Annotated in this window: 17 protein-coding genes and 1 tRNA gene; 10 read left to right on the top strand and 8 right to left on the bottom strand. The window is 37.7% G+C overall.

Translation table 11 applies throughout. The annotated features are described in order from the left end of the window. Window positions 1-21: 21 nt before the first annotated feature. A complete protein-coding gene (locus HL290_RS12490) occupies window positions 22-699 on the bottom strand; it encodes an isochorismatase family protein (RefSeq protein WP_003653987.1) in 678 nt (225 codons plus the stop codon). A 160-nt stretch (window positions 700-859) separates the two neighbouring features. On the opposite strand from HL290_RS12490, the gene HL290_RS12485 reads away from it, so the two are divergent. Further along, a complete protein-coding gene (locus HL290_RS12485; RefSeq protein ID WP_198496630.1) occupies window positions 860-1780 on the top strand; it encodes a LysR substrate-binding domain-containing protein in 921 nt (306 codons plus the stop codon). Between the two features lie 17 nt (window positions 1781-1797). Here HL290_RS12485 and HL290_RS12480 read toward each other — a convergent pair whose 3' ends face one another. Then, on the bottom strand, window positions 1798-2772 hold the full coding sequence (locus tag HL290_RS12480; RefSeq protein WP_198496629.1) for a LysR substrate-binding domain-containing protein: 975 nt from the start codon (window positions 2770-2772) through the stop codon (window positions 1798-1800). A gap of 20 nt (window positions 2773-2792) precedes the next feature. Continuing rightward, complete coding sequence (gene ycaC, locus HL290_RS12475) at window positions 2793-3419, bottom strand: isochorismate family cysteine hydrolase YcaC (RefSeq protein WP_002052204.1); 627 nt, start codon at window positions 3417-3419, stop codon at window positions 2793-2795. 277 nt (window positions 3420-3696) lie between these two features. Between ycaC and HL290_RS12470 the strand changes: the two genes are divergently transcribed. The 4 genes from HL290_RS12470 (at window position 3697) to HL290_RS12455 (ending at window position 7563) form a co-directional block, all read left to right on the top strand. Continuing rightward, the gene (locus HL290_RS12470; protein WP_198496628.1) at window positions 3697-4569 is read left to right on the top strand and encodes a pirin family protein; all 873 of its coding nucleotides are present in this window, start codon (window positions 3697-3699) and stop codon (window positions 4567-4569) included. A gap of 429 nt (window positions 4570-4998) precedes the next feature. Next, on the top strand, window positions 4999-6297 hold the full coding sequence (locus HL290_RS12465) for an FAD-dependent oxidoreductase (RefSeq protein ID WP_044425777.1): 1299 nt from the start codon (window positions 4999-5001) through the stop codon (window positions 6295-6297). 4 nt (window positions 6298-6301) lie between these two features. Continuing rightward, a complete protein-coding gene (locus tag HL290_RS12460; protein ID WP_198496627.1) occupies window positions 6302-7129 on the top strand; it encodes an SAM-dependent methyltransferase in 828 nt (275 codons plus the stop codon). Window positions 7130-7137: 8 nt separating this feature from the next. After that, window positions 7138-7563 (top strand): GFA family protein, encoded by a 426-nt coding sequence (locus tag HL290_RS12455; RefSeq protein ID WP_017388631.1) that lies wholly within the window; start codon window positions 7138-7140, stop codon window positions 7561-7563. 228 nt (window positions 7564-7791) lie between these two features. Here HL290_RS12455 and HL290_RS12450 read toward each other — a convergent pair whose 3' ends face one another. From HL290_RS12450 to sxtP, 4 genes are all read right to left on the bottom strand, one after another. Beyond that, the gene (locus HL290_RS12450; protein ID WP_198496626.1) at window positions 7792-8169 is read right to left on the bottom strand and encodes a hypothetical protein; all 378 of its coding nucleotides are present in this window, start codon (window positions 8167-8169) and stop codon (window positions 7792-7794) included. A 477-nt stretch (window positions 8170-8646) separates the two neighbouring features. Beyond that, window positions 8647-8722: transfer RNA gene (locus HL290_RS12445), tRNA-Thr, on the bottom strand. A 110-nt stretch (window positions 8723-8832) separates the two neighbouring features. Further along, on the bottom strand, window positions 8833-9159 hold the full coding sequence (locus HL290_RS12440) for a gamma-glutamylcyclotransferase family protein (protein WP_198496625.1): 327 nt from the start codon (window positions 9157-9159) through the stop codon (window positions 8833-8835). A 23-nt stretch (window positions 9160-9182) separates the two neighbouring features. After that, window positions 9183-10427: a multidrug efflux MFS transporter SxtP gene (gene sxtP / locus HL290_RS12435; RefSeq protein WP_198496624.1), complete on the bottom strand. Its 1245-nt coding sequence runs from the start codon at window positions 10425-10427 to the stop codon at window positions 9183-9185. Between the two features lie 139 nt (window positions 10428-10566). On the opposite strand from sxtP, the gene sxtR reads away from it, so the two are divergent. Further along, on the top strand, window positions 10567-11478 hold the full coding sequence (gene sxtR / locus HL290_RS12430; protein ID WP_198496623.1) for a multidrug efflux pump transcriptional activator SxtR: 912 nt from the start codon (window positions 10567-10569) through the stop codon (window positions 11476-11478). 11 nt (window positions 11479-11489) lie between these two features. Here sxtR and HL290_RS12425 read toward each other — a convergent pair whose 3' ends face one another. Then, window positions 11490-12374, bottom strand: coding sequence for a DMT family transporter (locus HL290_RS12425; RefSeq protein ID WP_045433606.1), 885 nt, complete (start codon window positions 12372-12374; stop codon window positions 11490-11492). A 374-nt stretch (window positions 12375-12748) separates the two neighbouring features. Here HL290_RS12425 and HL290_RS12420 point away from each other — a divergent pair, with 374 nt between their 5' ends. The 4 genes from HL290_RS12420 to HL290_RS12405 are packed head-to-tail and all read left to right on the top strand — an operon-like array spanning window position 12749 to window position 16754. Next, on the top strand, window positions 12749-13429 hold the full coding sequence (locus HL290_RS12420) for a hypothetical protein (RefSeq protein ID WP_003653956.1): 681 nt from the start codon (window positions 12749-12751) through the stop codon (window positions 13427-13429). Window positions 13430-13444: 15 nt separating this feature from the next. Further along, a complete protein-coding gene (locus HL290_RS12415) occupies window positions 13445-14335 on the top strand; it encodes an FAD-binding oxidoreductase (RefSeq protein ID WP_080027944.1) in 891 nt (296 codons plus the stop codon). 14 nt (window positions 14336-14349) lie between these two features. Then, window positions 14350-15561 (top strand): ATP-grasp domain-containing protein, encoded by a 1212-nt coding sequence (locus tag HL290_RS12410; protein ID WP_198496622.1) that lies wholly within the window; start codon window positions 14350-14352, stop codon window positions 15559-15561. Beyond that, a complete protein-coding gene (locus HL290_RS12405) occupies window positions 15558-16754 on the top strand; it encodes an ATP-grasp domain-containing protein (protein ID WP_198496621.1) in 1197 nt (398 codons plus the stop codon). Before HL290_RS12410 ends, HL290_RS12405 begins: the two co-directional genes overlap by 4 nt. Window positions 16755-16767 lie beyond the last annotated feature (13 nt).

Genomic DNA, 16767 nt, shown 5'->3' with positions numbered 1-16767 from the left:
TTTTTTAGATAAGATCTGGACTTAGCGTGCTGAATCTAAAACTTCGCTATTTTTAATCACCTCTTGAGCTTTAGTATAGCTTTCAATCAGTAGCTGATAGGCAGGGAAAATTTGAGTATAAACTTGTGCCCATTCAAGTGCGTCATCTCGATTCCATGTTTTTTGAATTTCAGAAGCAACTGCTGCCGTATCCATAGGAACTACACCAGCTTGCACAACACGCGCTAACGTAATTTCTTCCGCCATTTTGCTATAAGTTCCTGAAGCATCAACCACTGCAAAAACTTTATATCCTTCTGCAACCGCACTAATTGCTGGAAAAGCCATACAAACGCTGGTAATTGTCCCTGCAATAATAAGAGTCTTACGACCAGTAGCTTTTACTGCGGCAACAAATTCAGGGTTGTCCCAAGCATTGATTTCACCTTTACGGGCGACATATTGTGCATGAGGTGCATTTGCGTGAATTTCTGGAATAAGGGGGCCATTGGGACCTTGTGGAACAGAAGCGGTTGTAATCACTGGAATATTCGACAAGCTTGCGATTTTAGCCAATGCTGCTGCACGGGCACGTAATTCGGTCATTGGCATGTCTGCTACAGTTTGAAATAGACCACTTTGATGATCAATCAAAAGCATGACTGAATCATCTGGATCGATAACTGGACGTTGACCATTGAAGTTTGCTGGAGTTGTCATTGTTATATGCTCTGTTTGGTGAGGGTGTAATTCATATTACAAATAGGATAAATGGCGAAAAATATCTAAAATAGAAATCATTGTCATGCATAAAGAACAACATGGTATGTTTTATATTCAGCTTGCTGAAATACACTGTGATTAATATGAGGATTGCAAAATGAAAGACTTAAATGACCTCTTTTTTTTCGTAAAGATTATTGATTGCGGTGGTTTTTCGGCTGCGAGTCACGAGTTGATGGTGACCAAGTCTTTATTAAGCCGACGTATGGCAGAGCTAGAAAATCGGCTTGGCGTGAAGTTACTCAATAGAACAACCCGCCAAGTCTCGATTACTGAGGTGGGCAAGATTTATTACCAGCACTGTAAGGCAATGCTGATTGAAGCAGAGGCAGCAGAAGAGGCGATTGAATATTTAACATCGGAACCACGTGGTCTAATTAAATTGTCTTGTCCAACAAACTTGCTGCACATTAATGTAAGTGAAATGCTCAATGAATTTCTGGCGCTTTATCCTAAAATTAAACTACATGTAGAGGCGACAAACAGAAGAGTCGACCTGATTGATGAAAGATTTGATTTAGCCATTCGAATTCGGCCTTTACCTTTGCCTGATAGTGATTCTATTGTTCGTGAGCTGGCTTTGGCGAGGCAGTTTGTTGTTGCTAGCCCTAACTTAACCAGTCGATATTTTTCAATCTCACGACCTGAGCAATTAGCCGATTGGCCTATTTTAATGATGGAATCTTTTGCACCTGAATATGCATGGCATCTTTATTCTCAAGACCAACAAGAAGCGACAGTGAAATGTCATCCTCGGTTCACCACTACAGATTTAACAGCTTTAAGAAACGCCACGTTACAAGGATTAGGAGTAGCAAAATTACCAGAACTTGTGGTCTATGAAGATCTGGCTAAAGGAACACTCGTTAATGTATTGCCTGAATGGCAATTTCCTCCTGAAATGATTCATTTGGTGTATACAAGCAGGCGTGGATTGTTGCCTTCAGTAAAGTTGTTAATTGATTTTCTTGTAGAAAAGTTTAAAGGACTTAAACAGAATGCATCTGTGCTCTACTAAAAGAACTACTCAATGCATTATGAAAATGAATAACCTTGAGTGCTTTCAGGCAAACGTCGAAGTTCTTCAATCAGCGTTTCAATGAGTTTCTCGACCACAAGACGCTGACCTTTTCTAGACACATAAACCAGTTGTAGCATGCCAATATTCGATTTCCAGTCAGGAAGAATATGAATAAGTTTGCCTTTACGAATTTCAGGTTCAACGGTTAAAAAGGGAAGATCTGCAATTCCTAAACCATCCATAACGGCATAGTAGACACCTGCCAAGTCATTACTTTTTATTCGTGGTTGATAAGGTACATCAACTGATTCGCCATTGCGAATATTGCATAAATGCCAGATATAATTTTGCTTTTGAGTGCCCAAACTAATACTTGGAAAGTCCGGTAGCTCTGAATAATGTTCAATCGTGCGACCTTGGAGCAATTCAGGCGCAGCAACTAGACAATGATCAGTTTTAATCACATCGCGAACAATTAAATTCGAGTCTTCATTGGGTTCGAAATTGGTCCGAATCGCGAGGTCGATGTCATCATGCAAAATATCTACTCGGCGACTTGTAAGTTCAAGAGATATTTCAACTTTAGGGTAGGTTTTTAAAAACTGATTTAAAATTTTTCTAATTTGAAAATGCATCATAAGCGGTGGGCAACTCACTTTTATTAACCCTTGAGGCTCACTTTTTTGTTTCAACAAAACGTTTTCTGCACATTCAACTTGAGCTATAACTTTGCAGCATTCTTCATAGAACTCTTGGCCTAAATCGGTCACTTTAAAATGGCGGGTTGTTCTTTGAATCAGGCTCACATTAAATTTATTTTCAAGATCAATAATGCGTCGGCTGAGTTTCGATTTACTTATATTTTCGGCGTCGCTGGCTGCACTAAAGCCGCCGTGTTTTACGACTAAATAGAAATAATAAAAATCATCAAAAGAGCTTATCAATGTCAGTTCAATCCATTTAAATTTAAGATTAGAGCGCTTAGGCACTCTAATCTTAGCAATTCAGCTTATTTTTGCGATGTATTAAAACTATAGCTGGTCATCAGGTTACGGTAATCAGGAATATGATTTGAGAATAATGCACCTAAACCTTCTACATCATTACGCCAGTCACGATGTAACTCACATGCCATACCGAACCAAGTCATAAGCTGAGCACCTGCTTTTGACATACGGTCCCAAGCAGCATCACGTGTTAATTCATTAAAAGTACCAGAAGCATCGGTAATCACAAACACTTCAAAGCCTTCTGCGAGTGCAGATAAAGCAGGGAATGCTACACAAACTTCAGTCACTACACCTGCAATAATCAGTTGTTTTTTACCTGTCGCTTTCACAGCTTTTACGAAGTCTTCATTGTCCCATGCATTGATTTGGCCAGGACGTGGAATAAATGGCGCATCTGGAAAAAGCTCTTTTAATTCTGGAACTAAAGGACCGTTTGGACCGTTTTCAAAACTCGTGGTAAGAATAGTCGGTAAATTGAAATATTTCGCAGCATCTGCAAGTGCTAATACATTATTTTTAAATTTATCTGGATCGATATCTCGAACTAAAGAAAGTAAACCTGCTTGGTGGTCAACTAAAAGAACTGCAGCATTATCCTTGTCTAAACGCACGTAATCTTGAGCCATTTTTTATTTCCTCATGTTATCAAAATGAATGATGAAAAATTATTGAGTAGGTCATCATTGCCTAAAATTATGCTAGTTGAGTTTTATGTTGTGATTAAGTCTAAAAAATAGGATTAAGAATTTTAAAAATAGGACGATAGCCGAGACATATTCTGAAAAGGCACGATTGTCTCATAGATGAAATAATGTGTTGCTAATCCTGATCTATAAACTGCAATTATTGAGGCGTAAAATCAATCCCAGTTCAAGAAAATCCTACATATATAGGAGAGATCAGATGAAGAAATTTCTTGGTGCATATCAAAATAACCAGATGCATTGGGTGGGTGATGGTTTCCCTGTATATAACCTGTTCTCTTATGACCGTTTAGGCCAAACCCTAAGCCCATTTTTGTTACTCGATTATGCAGCGCCTTATAGCTTCTCACCAACGACCGAGCAGCAAGGTGTAGGTTCACATCCTCACCGCGGTTTTGAAACAGTAACAATCGCCTACCAAGGTGAAGTGACGCATAAAGACTCAAGCGGCGGTGGCGGAACCATTAAAACTGGTGATGTGCAATGGATGACTGCTGGTGCAGGAGTGTTACACGAAGAGTTCCATTCTCCTGAGTTCGCAGAGCATGGTGGTCTTTTTGAGATGGTGCAATTGTGGGTAAATTTACCTGCTCATTCAAAAATGACTCCTGGAAAATACCAGGCGATTGAAGCCAAAGATATTCCAGACATTGCACTAGATGAGCATGGTAGTCACTTGCGTGTGATTGCAGGTGAATATGCAGATGCAGAAGGCGCAGCAACTACATTTAGTCCATTAAATGTATGGGATGGCAAACTGGTTAAAGGCCAAAAACATACCCTTTATGTGCCTGAAGGTCATACGACGCTTGTTGTAGTGTTAGATGGGGCAGTTGTGGTTAATGACTCAAACCTTCTTGAAGGTAAAACCGTTGCGATTTTATCTCGTGAAGGCGTTGAGTTCACCCTAAATGCAGAAGAAGACACAAAATTCTTGGTGTTAACAGGTCAACCGCTTAATGAGCCAATCGAAGGTTATGGTCCATTTGTAATGAATACCAAAGCTGAGATTATGGAAGCGATTAATGATTTTAATCATGGAAAATTCGGTTCAATCATGCAAGAAGGATAAATCCTCTCGATTAACCGTTAAAGCAAAGTAATAAAAAGCCCGCTATCAAGTGTGAATAGCGGGCTTTTTCGCTGTAAAGGTTCTGTTTTTATGATGGTTGGCATTGTTGTTTCGGCATTGTTTTATGTGATTTGGTTCTCATTATTGTGGTTTCATGATATCCCAAAAAAAGATAGTTGTAAAACAAATGATATAAATATAGTTAAATTATCTTATTTATTTAAAAGATTTTTTTTAAATTTCTAAAGAATATAAGGTTTTATATGCTTATTTGTTTTTGTAAGAAAATATAAAAAAAGAGATGGGTAAGAAACTAAATATTTTGTATATAAATTCATGTAAAAAATAAAAATCTGGTAGTTTTTAATACGGTGTTTTTTTAGGGTATGAGTGATAATCAAAAAAATTCTCGAAAAATGGGACATCATTTTGAATATCGCAATTATTGGCAGTGGAATGGCAGGTCTTGCGGCAGCAAGAATTCTGAAAGATGCAGGGCATACGATCACGATATTTGAAGCACTTCCTGGCCGGGGAATGGATAGCCATAGTATTGAGTTCGACGGTGGAATTATTGATGCGCCATTGCGTGTTATGAATCCACATTTGTGGAAAAACACACTCAGCCTTGCTGCTCATTTAGGTATTAAAACCTTTCCGGTTCGTACTTATATGTCATGTAGCTGGTTATTTGAAGACCGTACTGAAACATGGTTAACCACATCTCGTAGCCGTATTGGTAATTTCCCGATTATCAATAACCGTAAAGGGATCCAGCAGTATGGCTGGCGTCTTGTGAAAGGGATGTTGCAATTAAAAACTGCAATCCATCAGTTTTTCAAATCTAAAAATCAAGATATTACTCTCGCTGAATTTATTAATCAGAACGATATAGAAGAAGTATTCTGGCATGGTGTGGTAATGCCAGTGCTATATACCATTTGTACTTGTAACCCAAAAACAATTGGCGACTGGCCTGCAAAAAATCTACTTGAGTTTTTACGTCACTTAACTGATGGCGACATGCTGTTACGTATGAAAGGTGGTACACCTGCATTTGTAGATAGCTTAATTAAAGATATCGACATCCATAGCGGATCAGCGATTAAGAAAGTTGAATTACAAGGCGAAAAAGTACTGGTTGAAAATAGCCAAGGTGAACAGAATTTATTTGATCGGGTGATTGTTGCAACTCCGACATCTAAGATCGATGAGTTTTTAAACCCTGAACAATTTGCTGAAGATATGAAGCTGCTGAAGCAATTCCGTTTTGAGCAAGGCGATCTTGTGATTCATACAGATGCCACAGTCATGCCACCACGCCGTAAAGACTGGTCGGTGCTTAGCTATATGATGGATCGTAAGTTTACGCGTCAGCAATTCACAGTTTGGATGAATGCAGTTGAACCAACACTCGTTGGTAAAAATCCGGTATTCCAGACTTGGCGTCCAGTCACTGATATTGACCCTAAAAAAGTTATTTCAAAAGTGACCTTAACGCGTGCAGTAGTTGACTCGCAAACAATTGCTTTAAATAAAGAATTGCAACAACGTCATTTAGACTTAAACCGTAAAGTATTCTACTGTGGTTCATGGTCATGTGATGGCTTGCCAATTTTAGAGTCAGCCGTTACTTCTGCAATGCACATTGCTGAAATTTTAGGTGCACCTTTACCATTTGTAGGTTTAAAACCTCAGGTTGAAGTTGCTCCTGAGCTCGGTTACTAAAATTGTGAAAACAAAAGTTCGAGCAGCTCTTTCTAAACTCATTCCCCATAAATATGCAATTGATGCATCAAGCTTGGGAGATGATGGAGAGCTTGCTTGGACAAATTTGGGCTTTTGGAAAAATACCCAAAACTACCGTGAAGCTTGTTGCCAATTGGCTGACCATTTGGCACAAGCAGTTCATTTAAATTCAAAAGATCATCTATTAGATTTAGGCTGTGGACAGGGTGCAAGTTTAATGCACTGGTTACAACACTATCAGCCCAAAAGCCTTAGTGCAGTTGACCTGCAAGCTAAATGTGTTAATAAAATTCAAAAATTTATTCCCGAAATAAACCAGATTTTTTGTGGTTCATTTTTAAATTTAAAACAATTTGAATTCAAACAATCTTTCGATGTGGTGTTGTGTATCGACGCGGCTTATCACAGTTCTTTAAATTCATTTCTTAACTCAGTCACTCCAGTTTTAAATTCAAAAGGCCGATTAGGTTTTCATTACTTAATGAAAGCTGATTCATGTCAAAACATGACAGTCTTACAAGAACAGAAGTATCGCTATCTGCTTAAAGCGGCAGACGTGGTTTGGGACAATGTGCCAAACGAGAAAACGCTAAGAAATGCTTTAGAACAACAAGGTTTTACAGATATCCAAATTGAAGATTTATCAGAACCTGTATTACTCGGTTTTTCGCAATATATTCAAAATCAACAAGAACAAAACCAAAGCCGCGGATTGGCAAATTTTAAAATTCAAATGACTGCAAAGTTATGCCAACAACTCTACCAAGCTGGATATGTACGTTATATTCAAATCACAGCAATAAAAAAATAGGATGAGCTATGTCAGCTAAATATCAGGGATCGTGTTTGTGTGGAGCAGTGAGCTACCAAAGCGAAGCAGAGCCACGTTATAGCTTTAATTGCCATTGTCGAGATTGCCAGAAGGCGACGGGTTCGGCATATGCGCCAATTGCTTTTTTTCATCAATCTGAATTGAAAGTAAGTGGTGAGCTTAAATATTTTGAGACGTTAGGTTCTTCTGGTCGTTCCATTAAAAGAGCGTTTTGCCCGACTTGTGGTTCTCAGCTTTTTGGCTTGCCTGAAATAGCTCCTGAAATGATTTCAATACGTGCAGGAACTTTAGATGACCCAAGTCTCTATCAGCCTAGGGCGGAAGTCTTTGTAAGCCAAGCCTATAATTGGGATACGCTCAACCCAAACCTTAGACATTTTGAAAAAATGATAGAGAAGAGAAAAGAGGGATAAAAGTACTCTGACAGGTTCGTACGCTTTTTCGTACATTCATTCGGGAAATTTGCGTCTTTCTATGACTTCATAAATTACCTATGATGCACTTAACGGGAACAGGAAGTTCCAAAACGTAAAACGACAATAATAAGTTTAAGCATCAGGATGTGAGGTATTACAGGAAGTGTACCTAGTGACGAAATACGAAAAAAGCCCAACAGGATGTTGGGCTTTTTTCATTTTGTATTAACGAATTTCTTTTCCACCTAAGGCTGCACAATCAACAGGCGTATTCCATTTCACGGCAGTTCCTGTAAGTACAGGACGAACAATACGCCACGGCCAGAAACCAAATCTTTGGCTTTGATGATAATTAATCACCACATCTGCACCATATTTACGGGCAACAATGGCTAATTTAGGTTTTATTTCTTCAAACCCACCATATGTTCCTTTCGCGACTTTAATACGTTTAATAGATTTATAGTGTTCTGCTGAAGGAGTACCCTCAATTAAGCAAATTGGTGGGTTTGCAACGTTTTGAATTTGAGATGTGGTGTCTTGGGCATATGTTGTTAAAGGTAACGTTAGAAATAAAGCAGGTAAAATAAAACGGAGTTTCATATTTTTCCTTGTTGGTATCGTAATGAATTAAAGTTTATAAAATAGGTCTTATTAACATGACCTTATTTGGGGGCGCATTATAATCTTATCTTTTTAATATTTCTTATTTTAATCCTATATTTTTTAATAAATTAGCGGCACCATATTTTGCTTTTAAAAGAATAAATTGGTTTTAGAAAGTTATTTTGAAGTTTAGATTTATAATAAGTGTTTATCAAATTTAAAAAACAAAGTTTTTGACAAGAGCTTTTTCTCGAAAAGATATTCTTTAAAAATATTATTAGTATGTTTTACCTAAAATTATAGCAGCGGCAAAAGAGATGGTTACTGAATTGGAGAAATACGAAAAATAATTTGAAGGGTGTAGATCAATAGATCTGCACTCAATTTTTTGGTAATACCTATAAATTTTTGAGTATTATAAAATCTACAGGCAACAAAAAACCCCATAAATCAAATATTCATGAGGTTTAATGATGGTGCCGGCACACGGATTCGAACTGTGGACCTACTGATTACAAGTCAGTTGCTCTACCAACTGAGCTATGCCGGCGATGTGGAATGAATTTTACAGTTTCTTAAAAAAAATACAAGCCAAAAAATGAGCATTTGAATTTTTTCGTTCTATTTTTAAGTGCTTATGCAGTTTAGCTTGAAAATGACTTAGGTTTTCAACACATAGATAAATGAATCAACACGTTCGCCACTATTTAAAGTGACCTGAACAGGTACTCTTTCATATTCTTCGCCTTCAAAATCATCAAGCAATTTCCAGTTCGAATCTAAGTGTTCTGAGCTAAAAACAAAACCTTGAACTTGATTAGCAGTATCATCGAGCACAATTCCCGGATAGCCTAAATCTGCGCCCCAACCTTCGTTACGTAAGGTTCCATTTACCCAGCCTTCTGTCCATTGTCCGCCAATATTTTCAAGGATATGAGCGTTAGGTCGGCCCGGGCCTAAAGTGCCATAAACAAATAAACTCGACATGTGAGGTTCCTTTAAGTTAAAAATTAATGAGCTTTTGCGTGTGAGGTAGAAACCGCTAAAAATATTCCAAGTAATGAAAGTACAACGGTTAAACCGACTATGGCGCTCCATCCGCCGTGTAACCAGAACCAACCACCTGCCGAGCCAACAATGCTCGAACCCATATAGTAAAACAGTAAGTACAGTGAACTGGCGTGGGCTTTGGCTTGTTTGCTTTCAGCACCCACTGAGCTGCTTGTGAGTGAGTGGGTAATAAAGAAACCCGTCGTAATAAATGCAATACCGATAATAATGCCGAAAAGAGAGGTGAGTAGCGTCATGAGACTGCCCACAATCATTAAGGCAAAGCCACTCATCATCATGGTTTTTTTACCGAAGCGGTCGGCTAGGCTACCTGCTAATGATGAAGACACCATACCAAAGCTATACGACAAGAAAATAAGGCTAATTTGCGTCTGACTCAGTGAATAAGGCGCACCGCTTAAACGGAAAGTAGCGTAGTTAAATAGAGTCACAAATACACTGGTCAGCAAGAATCCAATTGCAAATAGACGTAGCAATTTGAAATTACTTAAATGGGTACGCCACATTTGTATATGAAAATCTAAATTCAAACCTTTTTTCTGGACGAAATTACGCGAAGCAGGAAGTAAGTTCAAAAAAGCAATCGAGCAAATAAAACAGATTACCCCAAGTAAGCCTAAAGCAGTGCGCCAAGAAAAATATTCAATCAAAATGCCCATGCCGACACGGCCCATCATTCCACCAAAGGCTGTACCTGCAATATATAAACCCATGGTTTTACCAAGGTGTTCAGGTGCGATTTCTTCAGCAATCCAAGCCATGGTTACGGCTGGTACACCGCCAAGCAATAGACCTTCTAGTGCTCGTGCTATGAGTAAACTGTGCCAGTTAGGTGTAAACATCGCCACAATATTAAGAATAGCTGCACACAGCATTGAGCTGAAGATCACACCACGACGGCCAATCGCTTGTGAAAAAGCGCTCGATAGGACAATTGAAATCGCTAAAAAGGCGGTCGTTAAAGACAAGGCTAAAGAGCTGCTTGCAGGGCTAATCTGGAAGCTTTGGCTAAACGCTGGCAGAAGCGGCTGTACGCAATAAATCAGAGAGAAACTAGCAAAGCCTACCAAGAATAAAGCGAAGCCTGCATGTTTATAGGCTTTAGTACCTTTGTGAATCCACTCGCGGGAAAGGACAGAAGTTGCTTCAGTGCTTAAGGTACTGGGTGTAGATGAAGAGCTCATATCATAACCATGACAGAAAAGAGGTGCAGCGCCTTTCGGCGTGCTTCATCGAGAAAATTCGATAAATTAAAATTAGCAATTTAGATGGTATTTTTCTAATATATTTAACAAGGGATCATGATATGTTTTATATATAGCGATGGAACTAAGACATATACGCTACTTTTTAGCAGTAGCAGAAGAAAAAAACTTTACCAGAGCGGCGCATCGCTTAAACATGAGCCAGCCACCTTTAAGCATGCAAATACGAGACTTAGAAGAAGAACTCGGTGCGGATTTATTTATTCGTTCGCCACATGGAGTGGAACTGACCGAAGCTGGGCTTGCCTTTTTAAATGCCATTCAGCCTGTACAGCAGCGTGTAGAAGATGCAGCGAACTTAGTCAAACAGGTTGCTAATGGCGAAGTTGGTCAATTGAGATTAGGTTTTACAGGCACTTCAATGTTGAATCCTCTAATTCCTAAATGCGTTCGCTATTTTCAGCAGCAATATCCTAAAGTGAATTTAAAGCTTGAAGAAGCTAACACCTTGCTGCTCATAGACTTACTGCTTGAAGATCGTTTAGATGTCGCGATTATTCGGCCTCCACGTCACATTCCAGAGAGCTTAATCGTTCAAGAATTATTGGCTGAACCTTTAATTGCAGCCTTGCCTTCAGAGTCTTTTAAACTAGACGAGTCGTCAAAAGAAATTGATTTAGCTTCCCTGCGAGAGCTTGATTTTATTGTCTCTCCACCTTCAATTAGTGCAGGGCTTTTTGATGCGATTAGACAAGCATGCCAAAATTGTGGCTTTGAACCTAAAATTGGACAAAATGCACCGCAAATTGTGTCAATTTTATCGTTAGTGTCTGCAAACTTGGGGGTGTCTTTGGTTCCAGAGTCGACCAAACAATTGCAAATACAGGGTGTGGCTTATCGGTCGTTGCAAGCGCCAGTACCTACGGTGGGTTTAGCGCTTGCATATAAAAAACATGCCCCTTCACAAATGGCGATTAATTTTGCCAGTGTGGTGCAAGTGGCTTGCCATCATGCAGAGCAATATAAATGAAATTAGTCAAATTATGATTTAGGTGCTCTATTCATTAAAAAGATGCCTGAAATAATGAAAATTGCGCCATATAAAAAAGATAAAGTTGGTTGCTCATGAATGAAGACCCAAGCCATGAGTGCCGCAAAAATTGGCTCAGAAAGCTCAGTCACTTGTACTTTTGCCGCACTCATGTAAGACAAAGCTTTGGTGGTACAGAAAAAGCCTAGAATGGTAGGCAAGACTGCTAAGCCAACCAAACCTAAAATAATGTCAGTGTTAAAGTTTATGCTATGAAAGTTGATTAAAAAGGGAACAGCAAGATAAACACTACCAAAAAGTAATAAGTATTTGGTTAGAAATAAACCACCATTTAATCTGAATTTTTTAATTAATACTGAAAATAAACCATATCCAATACCTGCAATAGAAGCATTGATAAGCATTAATAAACTATTTTCACCTTTCCATGAAATTACACTAATACCCGTTACAGCTAATAATGTTCCAATAATTGAATGAATATAAATACTTTCTTTTAAAACTAATCTACCAAAAAATAAAGCTGAAATAGCTGCTGAAGCCATTAATACCACGACCACATTGGCTGCAGCACCGTGGTTGTAGGCAATGGTCTCGAAAAAGAATAGAGAAAAAATCCCTAAAAAAGCACATATCGCAATTTGAGCAAAAACACTGAGCTTGCTCGGAGTGCTACTTATGTATGCAATCTTCTGGCTAACAGGGACTTTAAATAAAAAAACACTTAAAAAGAAAAAGGCAATAATGGTTTTTAAAAAGGCAATATCTTGTGGGTTTAAACCACTATGCATGAGTAATTTACTAATCACACCAATAGAGGCATTGAGTGCAGCTGCACAGAGCGCAAATAGGGTTCCGATAATTAAATTATTCACTTTTATAATACTTCCATATATTTAGCCACAAGGATTCTACATTATTTTTTGTAATAATATAGCCCTGTTAAATTCCTTCTTTTCCATGAAGTGTAAGTTATTTAAGTTTTGTTGGTGGTGAATATTAATTGGAATTAATTTTTTTGTTTAAACAATATTGTTGCTTAATTGTTAATTAAAATTATTGCTTTTATTTTTGATTAATAATACTTCTTTTAGTTAGAAATTCTAAAATATAATATTTTGTTGACATTTTATAAAATATATTTAAACATAATATTTGCTTGTTTTAAGTTTAATTAATAATAATCTTAATTCTAGCTAAATAAGTATTTAATACTTGGATAATAATTTAAATATAACGGAGATAAAACGTGTTTTTTTCACAGGAAAGTCTGAAAAAATTAGAAAGTGCGGTTGATCATGCTATGCATAGCGAGTTTAAAAAAGATGAAATTATGCATAAATTTCATAATGAAGACTGGTTCGATGAAAAATATTATAAACGACATATTTTAGAGTGCGTTATTCGCATTCATATGAATAATGAGTTAGATGCAAATGCTGTACGCGTTGCAGCAATCAATAATATCTCTGCTGCAAAACAGCTTTCATATTATTTATATGATGAATTTGGACACGATGAAATGTTTGGTCAAGACTTGACTAAATATGGATATTCTTCAGATCAGATTATTTCAAAAAATGCATTTCCTGAAACATGGAAACTGATGGGGTATTTAAACTTTTGTGTAGAGAAATTTGGTGCATTGCCAGCAGTCGTTTGGGACTGGTTCCTCGAATATTATGGCGACAAATTTAATAATTTTATTACGCAAAAAGCGGGTGTTCATATGGGGAATCAGGCTGTATCGGGCGCAGCTTCGCATGTTGCATTTGATGAAGCTGAAGACCATAGCGGCATGATGACAGATATGCTTTCTTCTGTAATTAAAACTCAAGAAGACTTTGATCTTGCAATCAAGCATATCAATAGCTTTGTTCCGATGGTAGGAGAGTATTTTCAGGCTGTGCGTGCTGAAACCCTTTCATAGCAATGGAATTAGAATATGCCAATGGTGAATGTTCGCATTAAAGAGCATATTTTCATTGCTGATTCTGAGCAGCCTCTTATCAATGCAGTGCCTGATAGCACGGTGATGAAAGGCTGTTTAAAAGGTGTGTGCCGAGTTTGTCGATGTAAACTAAAAGGTGGAGTCGTATATGAATCGGGAAACCAAGTTGCCATAGATAAAGAGTTCTTACCTTGTATTAGCTATGCTCAGAGCGATGTCGAAATCGCACCATTGGTTAATAATTTTAGTGTGGCTCAATTAATAACTAGAAATTTTCTTTCTGAAAATATTGTTGAGCTCACATTTAAAATTAAAAGGACCTTCTTTAGTTCTAAAGCAATTGTAAATATCAAACACCCATCAGAATCTTTAATTCGAAGTTACTCTGTGGTTTCACTGGGTGTGAAAAATTATGATTTTTTTGTTTTGCACATAAAATTAAGACCAAATGGAATATTTTCTAACTTATTTCAAAAGCTAGCGATTGGTGACCAATTAGAATATAACCTGAATAATCATATAGAACCTGAATACGAGAAGGCCATATCTACGCTTAATATTGTAAGCGGTGGAAGTGGTATGGGTGCTGCACTTACTCGGGGATTGGATCTCATCCGAAAAAATCCTATTTCTAAAGTGAATATCTATGCGATTAATCGGTCAGTTTTAAGTCATTACCATCAACATTGCGTGAATGTTTTTCGAGAGCAAGTTGAAGCTGAGGTCAATATTATAAATATCCCGTTTTGTACGTGGACGAATAATGGATTTGATTTTTCAAATTATTTGGACTCTCAAGAGTTAACAGTGGGTGTCGGTTCTACCCCAATAATTAATAAAATTTTAAATCAGCCTCTGTGTGAGTTGGAAAGTTTTGGTCCCTAACGGAGACTGTAACAATGACTGTAGTAGTTATAGAACCTATTTCTTCGGGCGTAACTTATTTAAATGCCGCTCAAGAATTAGGTATAGATTTATATGTTTTTTCTACTGACGAAGGAGAGTGCAGCATTGATGGAACAATGCGACAAAAAGCAAAAGAGATAATAAAAATAGATACCAGTGATTTTCATAGCCAACTCTCTAAAATTAATGAGTTAAAGACCGTAAGAGCGATATTACCAGGGGTTGAATATGCTGTACCTATGGCAGCACAACTAGGCAATTCATTTGCCAAAAACTCTCTTGAATATACGACAGCTCAAACGGTTCGAAATAAATTCAAATTTCGTGACAAGCTAACCAAGTCAGGCTTGAGCGATATTAAATATGCCTTGATTTCAAAAGGTAAAGAGATCCGCTTACCTCAAGGGTTTAAGTTTCCTGCTGTAGTGAAGCCAGTTGATATGGCAGGCAGTATGTCTGTTAAAAAAGTTGCAGATTTTGAGGAGCTTTTACGAACAGTTGACGCGATCTGGAAATCTAAACCTAATGATATTGGCTTCTATGCAAGTGGTGATTTAATTGTTGAAGAATACATTGTAGGGAAGGAATACAGTGTCGAAGGAATTGTTCATACAGATGGAAAAATAACCTTTGCTTCACTGACAGAAAAACTATTAGGGCCAGAACCTTACTTTGTCGAAATTGGGCATATTGTGGGTAATCAATATGACGGTCAATTTTCTGAACATGTTTTTGATTATGCCGCAAAAGTCATTCAAACCTTAGAATTAAACATCGGGCCTTTTCACCTAGAACTGAGAGTAACGCCTCAGGGAAAAGCCGTAGCGATCGAGTTAGCTGCACGTTTACCGGGCGATAATATTGTTGAGTTAATTAAACTGGCGACTAATTTTGACCTCGCACAAGCTGTACTGAGCGAATACCTCGACCTGCCATATTCACCTTCAATAGAGAAAAATATGGTCTCTGCAATTGCCTTTATTCCGCAAGGCAACCACCGCCTTTTTAAAGGTTTTAGTGGGCTAGAGCAACTGTTAGACGCACCTGAATATGTATACCATCACTTTTACTACGAAGCAGACGATGAACTGGCGTGTAACCATGATTGGACCTCACGATTAGGCTACATCATCCTTCGTTCTGAAAGTGAAGATAAGATCCGTAGTTTAGTCACACATATACATGAGCAGGTGAAAGTCATATGAAACATGTATTAATCATCAATAGATATGACGATGAATTGTCTGACTTTAATAAATATATAGATCACGATGCTGTCCATGTATCTTATATTTCATTAACAGAAACGATGCGCTATATCACCTCTTCAAACTGTTATTACATAGCGGGTTTAGAACAATTAAATGAAGAGGATGTATTAAAAGAAGCCGTAAAAATCTATGAAAAAAAGCCAATAGATTATGTTATTGCCATCTCGGAATATGACCTCGATGCTGCGGCTCGCATTCGAACTGAATTGAATATTGTGGGCGCAACGGTTGAAGACAATTTGTTGTGCCGTAACAAGAAAAAAATGAAGGATGCTTTAGCTCATTCTACTGTCCGTTATCCAAAATATGCGGAAGTGTCTTCACACCAAGACATTGAAAAGTTTCTGCTAGAAAGTGGCTCAGCGATTATTTTAAAACCACAGGTAGGTGCAGCTTCTGAAGGCGTAATAAAAATCAGTGAATTGGCTGATATACCACGATTGTCTTCCTATGAAGGCTATGAAGTAGAAGAATTTGTTGAAGGAGATATCTATCACGTCGATGCGATTATTTCTGACAATAAAATGCCTTACTTTAAAGTCTCAAAATATATTAATACCTGTTTAGACTTCAGAAACGGTGCGCCATTAGGATCGGTAACGATTGATAATTCTGAATTTATTCAAAAAGTAGAGCGATTTACTTTAGACGTATGTAAATTCTTAAAATTAAAAGATCAGGCGATTCATCTCGAATTTATTGAGTCTAAAGGTGAGCTGATCTTTTTAGAAGTCGGTGGGCGAGTCGGTGGAGGGGAAATTCCGTTCATTACATTACGTAATGAGTCAGTCGATTTATATGAAATGTGGATTAAGGCGGCCATGAATATTCCGCTAGAGCCAGTGAATACAAAAATCACTGGTTTTCTGATGATGCCGAATCCCTATAGTTCTGGTTTTTTATTTAATGGCATTAAAGAATTAGAGAATGAAACGATTACCTATCAGTTAATTCAAGAAAGCGGCGACCATAACAATTTTAGTTATGAAAATATTCCTGCAAAAATTCATTTCATGGGAGAGAGTCAAATACAGGTCGAAGATGCGATTAAAAATAGTATGAAAATTTTGCAAAGCGCAATTTGTCAAAATCATCATTCTAGTTTGAGTCTAAGTGAGACTTCTTAGTTGAGATTTGGCT

Origin of the sequence: Acinetobacter sp. AC1-2 (genome assembly GCF_016124155.1) — a bacterium.
Lineage (GTDB): Bacteria > Pseudomonadota > Gammaproteobacteria > Pseudomonadales > Moraxellaceae > Acinetobacter > Acinetobacter calcoaceticus.
Note: the sequence above shows the minus strand (reverse complement) of the source record. Positions and strands in the feature narration are given on the sequence as shown.